This is a genomic window from Mesorhizobium sp. M4A.F.Ca.ET.090.04.2.1 (assembly GCF_003999085.1).
GTDB lineage: Bacteria > Pseudomonadota > Alphaproteobacteria > Rhizobiales > Rhizobiaceae > Mesorhizobium.
In genome coordinates this window covers 1-8,565 of the sequence record NZ_RZOT01000243.1, presented here as the reverse complement: position 1 = coordinate 8,565, position 8,565 = coordinate 1, and the positions used below count along the sequence as shown (strand labels likewise).

The window sequence follows — 8,565 nt, the reverse complement described above, 5'->3', positions numbered from 1 at the left end:
GTCAGCGTCCTGTAGCCTTTGGCGCGGGCAAAGCCGATGCATTCATCGACCAGCCGCTTGCCGATACCGAGGCCGCGCGCGGACGGCTCGACATAGAGCAGGCGCAGTTTCGCCACAGCGTCCGACTTGCGCACGAGGAAGACCGAGCCGACGACCTCTCCTTCCCGCTCGGCGATCCAGGCACGCTCCCATTTCGGGTCGAACTTCCTGACGAACTCAGCCAGGATCTCGGCGACCAGCGCCTCATAGGTTTCGTCCCAGCCATAGTCCTGCGCATAGAAGAGGCCCTGGCGCCGCGTGACCCAGCCGATGTCGCCGACCTGCAAGGGCCGCAATACATACGGAACCCTGGGTTCCGGCAGATCGCCGAGCAGACGCTGCACGGTGCCCATCGCCTTGACCAGCCTGTCCTGCTCGGCCGGCGGGAGCTTGTCGAGCAAGGCCTGGACCTGCGCATGCGAGTCTTTGTTGAGCGGCGCGAAAGCATCCCTCCCCACCTGTGTCAGCGCGATCGATGAGCGCCGGGCGTCGGCTTCGGTAGCGGCGCGCTCGGCGAGACCGCGTTCCTCGAATTTCTTCAGGAGACGGCTGACATAGCCGGCGTCGAGGCCGAGGTCGCGAACAAGGTCGCTGGCGACGAGGCCATCGTGATGGGCGAGTTCATAAAGCACCCGCGCCTCGGTCAGCGAGAACGGGCTCTTCAGCAGGCCTTCGTCAAGCAGGCCGATCTGTCGGGTGTAGAAGCGGTTGAAGGCGCGCACCGCGTCGGTGCGTTCCTTGCCGGGGTGATCGTGGATGGTCATGGCGCTTCTCCTGTCAGGGAGAAGATCGGGCATTTAGTTGACTGAGTCAAGTAAATGCTTGCAGGTCGAGGCGTGATACGCGTTCGTCATCCTACGGCGAAGCAAGGAGCGGAGCGACGCAGCGCAGACCCTAGGATGACGATGTCGCGGAGGCCTGCGCCAATGGCGAGCGCTTCGCACCTCACCCCATCGGCAACGCCGGCCAGCGCTCGACAATATGTCCGGCCGAAAACACCGCGATCGAGCCGAAATGCTGCAGCACGGCCTCGCTCTGCGTCGGACGCAGGAAGGCGCAGTCGCCGGGCTTTACGTCGGCTCCGGCCGGCAGGGCCATGAACTGCTGGTTGGAGGACAGGCCCATCAGGCTGTTTACCTTCATTCCCTCCGGGAACACCGGCCCGGCCATCCACTTGCCGCCGTAGAGATAGCAGCCCTTGCGCGGGAACAGGCCAAGCGCCGTGAGCATGCGGGACACCGAGGCCGGCCCCGGCAGCACCGGCTCCACCACCTTCAGGATCGGCGTCGCGATGAAGGCTGCAGGCTGGAGGCCATCCAGGCCGGGGACGTCGAAATCGCTGGGCAGCACGAAAGCGGAGCCGATCGAGACTTCGTTGGCGACCCCGCCATGGTGCAGCAACGCCGTCTTCGAGCCGCCTATGTTCAGGATGCGGCGCTGGTCCTCGCCGAGGCTGTCGGCGAATTCCTCGGCCAGCGCCTGGGCTTTCCCCAGCGCGCCGGCCTGGCCGCCGAACAGGCCGGGAATCTCCGGCGCATGCGCCTCGTAGGCCATGATACCTTCGCAGCGCAGGCCGTTCGGGATGGTCAGCGCCTTTATGTCTTCGGGGCTGGCGAAGCCGCCGCGATGCAGCCCGACATCGACCTCGAAGGCAAAGCGCAGTTCGGTGCCAAGTTCGGCCGCCAGCGCGCCATACTCGGCCAGCCGCTGGTCGGTGTCGATCAGCCAGCAGACGCGCGACCAGCCGGCGCCGCCCTTGGTGAGCGCGGCTCTCGCCGCGCCGACCGGCATCGGCTTGCCGTAAAGCAGATCCGCCTCGGGAAAGGCGTCGAGCACGGCCTGCGTAATCGGCGGATGGAAAGTCATGAAACGGCTGGAGCCGAGCGCGCCGGCAATATGCTGGAGCAGCGGCATGGAGGCGAGCGACTTGTCGACCAGCCGCACGGCGAGGCCCGGCGCCAGTCTGTCCTTCACCAGCGCGATGTTGCGGTCGAGCCGGTCGCGGTCGAGCACGAGCGCGGGCTGGAAGATGCCGGCTTGCCTCAGCGCCTCGGAGAGATCGGCGAAATAGGCGCTCATGTGTCGATGCCGAACAGGCTGGCCATGTAGGGCGACACGAAGCGGTTTTCGGGATCGATATCGCGCCGCACCGCCATGGCGTCATCCCAGCGCGGATAGAGTTTCTTGAAATCCGCGGCCTTCAGGCTGTGCATCTTGCCCCAATGCGGCCTGCCGCCATACTTGCGGAAGATCGGCTCGGCCGCCCGCATGAAGGGCTCGGGACCGTTGGCCGCATCGTGGTGGATGGCGATCGAGCAGGTGAGCCTTTTGTGGAAGGGCGAAAGCCAGAATTCGTCCGGCGCCACCGAACGCACCTCCATCGGGAAGTAGACTTCCGGAAAGTGCTTCTCGGTCAGCGCGATGATCTCGGCCAGCGCCTTCGGCCCCTCCTCGAAAGGCAGGTGGTACTCCATCTCGTTGAATTTGGTGCGCCGGTCGCTGACATAGACGTTGAGCCAGTCCTGCACATAATCCTCGGCCGGCACCTTCTTGACCGCGCCCTTGATCAGCGCGCGGCGCAGCGACGGCAGCCAGCGCAGCACGGTGCGCAGCTTGCGCAGTGTCGCCAAACCCTTCTCGTCGTCCTCGGTCGGCCGTTGCGTCGGCTGCGCATCGCTCAGGTCGCTGGCGATGAACTGCGCATAGCCGGAAAACGGGATGTAGTAGAATTCGGCCGAACGGTGCGCGGCCAACATCGTCTCGAAATCGCGCAGCATGTCGCCGATCGGCAGCACCCATTTGCGGCGGCGCAGGCGGTAGGCCGCGATATTCTTCATCGTCACTTCGGTGAGGATGCCGAAGGCGCCGAGCGCGACGCCGGTGGCGTGGATCATGTCCTGGTCCCCTGCCCGGCTGTATTCGCGCAGTTTCCCTGTCCCGTCGACGAGTTGCACCGTCTCCAACTGCGTGTGATAGGCGCCGAGCTTCGGGCCCGAGCCATGCGTGGCGGTGCCCAGCGCGCCGCCGATCGCCTGCTTGTCGATGTCGCCCATGTTGGGCAGGGCCTGGCCGATGCCCTGCAGGATGTGCATCAGAGGCCCAAGCCGAGTGCCAGCCCGCAGCCGCGCCCGATTGGCCGCGGTGTCATGCGAGACCAGCCCCTCGATCTTCTCCAGCGAGACGATGGTGCCATCCGACCGCACCAGTGGCGTGAAGGAATGGCCAGCGCCGGCGACGCGGAGCGGACCGGGCGCCGAGCGCACCAGATCGGCAAGCTCGCCGGCATCTGACGGAGTGGCGATAAGCTTGGGTGCGGCCTGCACCAGGCCCGACCAGTTGCTCCAGGCTTTCTGCATCGCGCTTCTCCGCTCAGGCAATGGCGCGGCGATGCCGCGTCACGAGGATGAACAGGCCGAGCAGCGCGACGCTGGCGGCGGCGCTGGCGGCGGCGAATTCCGGCACCGGCCGGAAATCCTTGTCGATCAGCAGCGAGGCGGCAATCGGCCCGATCGCCAGGCCGAAGAGCTGGGCCGCCGGCACCAGAAGCACCGCGGTGCGGGTCTCGTCGGCGGTGATCGCCAGGCGGATCTGGTAGGGAACGATGAACAGCAGGATGAAGCCCATCACCAAGGCGGCGACCCAGAATATCGTCGGGCCAGGTCCGCTGGCGAAAATCAGCGAGCAGACAAGGGCGACGGCGCCGACGGCGGTGATCGCCAGGCGATAGTCGATGCGCGCCTCGATGGCGGTCGCGGTCATGGCGCCAACCACCTGCGCGGCGAGGCTTGCCGACACCATCAGGCCGACGGTGCGGCCATCGATGCCGAACTGCGCCCCGAGCGGCTCGAGGAAGGCCCAGATCGCGCCGAAGAACATGAAGTAGCAGAAGATCGAGAGCAGCGCGGCGATCGATCCGGGCGTCAGCACATTGGCGAAATGCTCTTCCTTCGGCAGGTCGGCATAGTCGTCCGGCACGATCCAGGCGACCGCCAGCGAGGCGAGGCAGACCACGCCGAGGGCGAGGAAGCCGCCGGACGCGCCGGCGACCGGGACGACATAGAGCGCCAAGGTCAGCGCCAGCGCGCATTGCGCCAAGGTCTGCACGGTGACGAAATAGCCGCCGATGCGCTCGGCCCGGCGCGAGCGCGCAATCAGCTCGGTGGCGATGGCGACCAGCCCGCCCTCGGCAAGCCCGGCCAGGCTGCGCGCGCCGATCAGCGCGTTGGCGCCGGCGGCATGGGCCGTCCACCAGTTGGCCGCCGCCAGCAGGAGCAGCAGGATGGCGCTCTTCCAGCGCATGTTGCGGGCGGACAGGGCCATGGCCACGACGCCCGAGCCGATGGCGATGGCGATCATCTCGGCGGTGGCGACCAGCGCCAACTCGTCGCCGGTGACATGGCCTTCGGTGTAGAGCGCGCCGAGCAGCACCGGCTGAAGCCCGAGGATCAGCAGGCCGACCGAGCCGATCCACAGCGCCGAAGCGAGCTGCAGGCCGCTCGGATTGCCGACCAGCCAGTCGCCGCCGTCCGTCTCGCCGGCTTGTGTAACCAAAGGCGCCTCCTCAACGTCCTTGCCGCATCGCCAAAAAACTGACAATCTGTCAGCATTTCTGGAAACTGATAGTTAATCATGTTTCTTGTCAACCGGAATTTTGGACCTCTCGCGAGAGATCGGGCGCAATGAGCGAAGCAAGGCGATTGGCGACGGAGCCCAGGCGCAGGCCAAAGCAGGAGCGCAGCCGCGAGCGCATCGACGCGATCCTTTCGACGACCATGCGACTGATTGGCGAGAAAGGCATCGATGCCGTCACGATGAAGGAAGTGGGTGCGCTGGCCGGCGGACCGATCGCCACCGTCTATCACTATTTCCCCAACAAATCGGCGATCCTGGCGATGCTCTACGAGCGCTTCGCGGAGGAGAGTCGCGCGCGCTTCGGCGCCATCATCGCCGGGATCCGCGGGGTGGACGATGTGACGTCGGCCGCGGATCGACTGCTCGACGACTACTACAACCGCGTGGCGGCGGATCCGGCCATCCAGGACCTGCAGAACGCGATCCAGGCTGATAAGGCACTGCAGAACCTCGACATCGCCGAGACCAGGCAGCAGGCGAAAATGTTCTGCGACCATGTCGGTCCGATGCTTGAGCCGGAGCGGCGCGAGGCGTTCGGACGCGTGGTCTTTCTCATCTTCCAGCTTGCCGGCGGCGTGGTGCGGCTGGCGCTGACGCAGGACGAGGCCGAGAGCCGGCGGACGATCGATGACTACCGGTCGATCATTCACACGCAGTTGCGGTTGTTTCTTTGAGCGATCAGGCGTCCAGCTTCGGCCCCAGAATCTCCACCAGCCAGTCGACGAAAACCCGCACCCTTGGCGACAGCTGGCGGCTGCGCGGATAAAGGACCGAGATCGGCGTCGGCGTGGGCGGATTGTCCGGAAGCACCTCGACTAGCCGACCGGCCTCGATGTCAGCGGCAAAACGGCGGCGCGGCGCCTGGTAGAGGCCGAAACCCTGGAGCACCAGCGTGGCGGCCGTGTCGGAGTTGGAAACCGTAACCCGCGACGGCAGGACGATCTCGTGCACCTTGCCGTCGACGGTGAGTTCCAGCGGCATCACCTGCCCGGTGCGCGACGAGACGAAGCCGATCATCACATGGCCGGCCAGCTCGTCCAGGTCACGCGGCAGGCCGTGGCGCTCGACATAGTCGGAGCTGGCGAGCGTCGCCTCGCGCGCCGTGCCGATTCGGCGCGCGATCATGTCGCTGTCCGGCAGCGTGCCGGCGCGCACCACGCAGTCGACGCCCTCGCGCACGAGATCGACGAGGCGGTCGCCCTCGCCGATATGCAAGCTGAGCCCAGGATAGCGGGCGAGCAGCGCCGGCAGTTCCGGGATGACGACGGTACGAGCCAGGTTGCCGTTGATGTCGATGCTGAGCCGTCCACGCACCTCATGCGCGCCGAAGCCGCCCTCGGCGTCCTCGATGTCGGCGAGGATGCCGATGCAGCGCTGGTAATAGGCGTCACCATCGAGAGTGGTCGTGACGTGGCGGGTGGTGCGCCTGAGCAGTTGCACGCCGAGCCGCTCCTCCAGCTGCTTGATCGCGGCGGTGGCGCTGGAGCGCGGCAGGCCGAGATCGGCGGCGGCAGCGGTGAAGCTGCGCCTTTCCACAACGCGGGTGAAGAGCCGCATGCTGTCGAACCTGTCCATCGGTGATTGTTCGCACAGGATGAATAGTGTTGGCAATCCGTGCCCGATTATATCGTCCAGCAAGGCGAGTATATGCATCTCCATCCAAAACAGAAGGAGTTCTCGCCATGACCACTCGCCCCATCGCCCTGATCACCGGCGGCAGCCGCGGCCTCGGCCGCAACACCGCGCTCCACCTCGCCCGCAAGGGTGTCGACGTCATCGTCACCTATCGCTCGCGCGCCGACGAAGCTGAGGCGGCTGTCGCCGAAATCGAGGCCGCCGGCGGCCGCGCCGCGGCGCTCCAACTCGATGCGGGAGCCGTCGCCACCTTCCCTGCCTTCGCCGCGGCATTGAAGAATACGCTTGAGGAAACCTGGCAGCGCGATCGCTTCGACTATCTCGTCAACAATGCCGGCACCGGCCTGCGCAAGATGATCGCCGAGACGACTGAGGAGGAATTCGACACGCTGATGAACACCCATCTCAAGGGCGTGTTCTTCCTCACCCAGGCGCTGCTGCCGCTGATCAACGATGGCGGCCGCATCATCAACATCTCCAGCGGGCTGGCCCGCTTCGCCGCTCCCGGCTCGTCGGCCTATGCGATGATGAAGGGCGGCATCGAGGTGTTCACGCGCTATCTCGCCAAGGAACTCGGCCAGCGCGGCATCGCCGCCAACACCGTGGCGCCGGGCGCGATCGCCACCGACTTCAACGGCGGTCATGTGCGCGACAATGCCGAGATCAACCGCATGGTGGCCGGCGTCACCGCGCTCGGCCGCGCCGGCGTGGCCGACGACATCGGCCCGATGATCGCCTCGCTGCTGTCGCAGGACAATCGCTGGGTCAACGCCCAGCGCATCGAGGTATCGGGCGGGATGAATATCTAGGTAACCTGGCGGATCAGCCCTTCGAAGCCGTCGGCGAGATTGGCATTGCCGGCGGCGACGAAGCTCGAAAGGCGCCTGGCTCGCCCGGGGGTCTTGTTGGCATCGAGCAGCACTGCCCTGCCCTCATGCATGACAAAATCGAATTTCCCGTAGTCGAAGCCAAGTTGGCGCCTTAGCGCGCGAAGCTCGTCGGGAACCGGAACAGGTTCGCGGCGGATCGTATCGTCGCCCTTGACGAGACTTTGCGGCGAGACGTGGCGGGTGCAGCGTCCGCGTTCGCCGCAAAACAGCCAGAAGCGGGCTCCAAAGCCGTCCGGCTCCGGTTCGGGAACGAATTTTTCCACCACCAGATCCTCGCGGTCGAACACCGTCGTCGGAACATCGGCAAGCGAGCCATGGACACGATAGCTGTCCAAGGCTTCGAGGCGGGGAAACGGCTCCGGCTTGCCGGCGCGTCGCGACCGCCGGTTCAGCGAGCGCTCGCGCGTCCCCAGGTTGTTCAGGCTGCTCTTCACGATGACGGGCCCCTGCCAACCGTCGCCCCTGCCGATCACGGCACCGCTGACGCGACGCTTGGAGATGTCGGTGGCGCCGATGTTGAGGCAGAAGGGAAAGGCGCGCGCGTATTCGACATATTCGGCCGGCGTCACGGTCGCGTCGACATGCAGTACCGCGATGTCGGCTTCCGGCCTGGCCGCCGTGCCGGCAAGGATCCGGACCGAATGGCCACGGCGCTTCAGCTCTTCCAGCAGGTCGAAGAGCATATACGGGCTGTCGCGGCGTAGCAGCAGCCCACGCCGGCTCTGAAACCGGTCGAACTCATGCGTGATGACCGCGATGCGTGCCATGCGCCCCATTGGCTTCTCGAGCGTCCTCGATTACTCGATCGAATACAATGCGCTAACCAACCCAGGGTTTGCATGACAGAGCACTGGAATGCAATTCGCAAACACTGGCAGTTGCTCGGCTCGCCGTTGCGGCCGCCGGCTCAGGTGGTCGAGGCCTATGAACGCGAGCTCGAGCTTGCGCAATCGCACGTCGTCATGCTCGGCGTGACACCGGAGCTCGCCGGACTTGGCGCCACAATGATTGCGGTCGACGAGTCCGCCGACATGATCGCCGGCATCTGGCCGGGCGACACCGATATGCGCAAGGCGGTGCGAGGCGACTGGTTCGACCTGCCGTTTCCCGGTGCGAGCATCGACGCGCTGATCGGCGATGGATGTCTCTCGGCGATCGGCGACGCCGAAGCAAGACGGGCGCTTTTTTCGGCGATCGCGAGCGTGCTCAAGGCCGACGGCCGCGCCGGCATAAGGCTTTACGCCTCTCCCGAAACCCCGGACGACCCGAAGGATGTCCGCGCCCTGGCGCTGGGCGGTGGCGTCTCGACCTTCCACGAGCTCAAATAGCGCGTGGCCATGACCGCAATCAGCGGCGTGCCCGACTACAT

Annotated in this window: 9 protein-coding genes; 3 read left to right on the top strand and 6 right to left on the bottom strand. The window is 66.0% G+C overall.

The features are described from left to right. From EN781_RS17975 to EN781_RS17960, 4 genes are all read right to left on the bottom strand, one after another. The coding region (locus EN781_RS17975) for a bifunctional helix-turn-helix transcriptional regulator/GNAT family N-acetyltransferase (protein WP_127400196.1) at positions 1 to 803 on the bottom strand (803 nt) is incomplete at its 3' end. 181 nt (positions 804 to 984) lie between these two features. Then, positions 985 to 2,118 carry an alanine racemase gene (locus EN781_RS17970; protein WP_126055138.1) on the bottom strand — a complete coding sequence of 378 codons (1,134 nt, stop codon included), beginning with the start codon at positions 2,116 to 2,118 and terminating at the stop codon, positions 985 to 987. After that, positions 2,115 to 3,395: a D-arabinono-1,4-lactone oxidase gene (locus EN781_RS17965; protein ID WP_126055139.1), complete on the bottom strand. Its 1,281-nt coding sequence runs from the start codon at positions 3,393 to 3,395 to the stop codon at positions 2,115 to 2,117. Before EN781_RS17965 ends, EN781_RS17970 begins: the two co-directional genes overlap by 4 nt. A 13-nt stretch (positions 3,396 to 3,408) precedes the next feature. Beyond that, positions 3,409 to 4,590 carry an MFS transporter gene (locus EN781_RS17960; RefSeq protein WP_126055140.1) on the bottom strand — a complete coding sequence of 394 codons (1,182 nt, stop codon included), beginning with the start codon at positions 4,588 to 4,590 and terminating at the stop codon, positions 3,409 to 3,411. A gap of 128 nt (positions 4,591 to 4,718) precedes the next feature. Between EN781_RS17960 and EN781_RS17955 the strand changes: the two genes are divergently transcribed. Continuing rightward, positions 4,719 to 5,345, top strand: a complete 627-nt coding sequence (locus tag EN781_RS17955) for a TetR/AcrR family transcriptional regulator (protein ID WP_189347653.1) — start codon at positions 4,719 to 4,721, stop codon at positions 5,343 to 5,345. A gap of 4 nt (positions 5,346 to 5,349) precedes the next feature. Here the strand turns inward: EN781_RS17955 and EN781_RS17950 are convergent, their stop codons facing one another. Further along, positions 5,350 to 6,246 carry a LysR family transcriptional regulator gene (locus EN781_RS17950; RefSeq protein WP_126055141.1) on the bottom strand — a complete coding sequence of 299 codons (897 nt, stop codon included), beginning with the start codon at positions 6,244 to 6,246 and terminating at the stop codon, positions 5,350 to 5,352. Between the two features lie 107 nt (positions 6,247 to 6,353). On the opposite strand from EN781_RS17950, the gene EN781_RS17945 reads away from it, so the two are divergent. Next, entirely contained in the window at positions 6,354 to 7,115 is a 762-nt protein-coding gene (locus EN781_RS17945; RefSeq protein WP_126055142.1) for an SDR family oxidoreductase, read from the top strand. On the opposite strand, the gene EN781_RS17940 is transcribed toward EN781_RS17945, so the two are convergent. Continuing rightward, complete coding sequence (locus EN781_RS17940; RefSeq protein WP_127400197.1) at positions 7,112 to 7,963, bottom strand: hypothetical protein; 852 nt, start codon at positions 7,961 to 7,963, stop codon at positions 7,112 to 7,114. The two genes, EN781_RS17945 and EN781_RS17940, sit on opposite strands and share 4 nt — an antisense overlap. A gap of 72 nt (positions 7,964 to 8,035) precedes the next feature. On the opposite strand from EN781_RS17940, the gene EN781_RS17935 reads away from it, so the two are divergent. Continuing rightward, complete coding sequence (locus EN781_RS17935; RefSeq protein ID WP_127400195.1) at positions 8,036 to 8,524, top strand: class I SAM-dependent methyltransferase; 489 nt, start codon at positions 8,036 to 8,038, stop codon at positions 8,522 to 8,524. Positions 8,525 to 8,565: the final 41 nt, after the last annotated feature.

What these genes read in the sequence shown, in the direction of transcription:
- EN781_RS17970 (WP_126055138.1), bottom strand. Translation starts at nt 2,118, where the DNA reads ATGAGCGCCTATTTCGCCGATCTCTCCGAGGCGCTGAGGCAAGCCGGC.
- EN781_RS17950 (WP_126055141.1), bottom strand. Translation starts at nt 6,246, where the DNA reads ATGGACAGGTTCGACAGCATGCGGCTCTTCACCCGCGTTGTGGAAAGG.
- EN781_RS17935 (WP_127400195.1), top strand. Translation starts at nt 8,036, where the DNA reads ATGACAGAGCACTGGAATGCAATTCGCAAACACTGGCAGTTGCTCGGC.
- EN781_RS17955 (WP_189347653.1), top strand. Translation starts at nt 4,719, where the DNA reads ATGAGCGAAGCAAGGCGATTGGCGACGGAGCCCAGGCGCAGGCCAAAG.
- EN781_RS17965 (WP_126055139.1), bottom strand. Translation starts at nt 3,395, where the DNA reads ATGCAGAAAGCCTGGAGCAACTGGTCGGGCCTGGTGCAGGCCGCACCC.
- EN781_RS17945 (WP_126055142.1), top strand. Translation starts at nt 6,354, where the DNA reads ATGACCACTCGCCCCATCGCCCTGATCACCGGCGGCAGCCGCGGCCTC.
- EN781_RS17940 (WP_127400197.1), bottom strand. Translation starts at nt 7,963, where the DNA reads ATGGCACGCATCGCGGTCATCACGCATGAGTTCGACCGGTTTCAGAGC.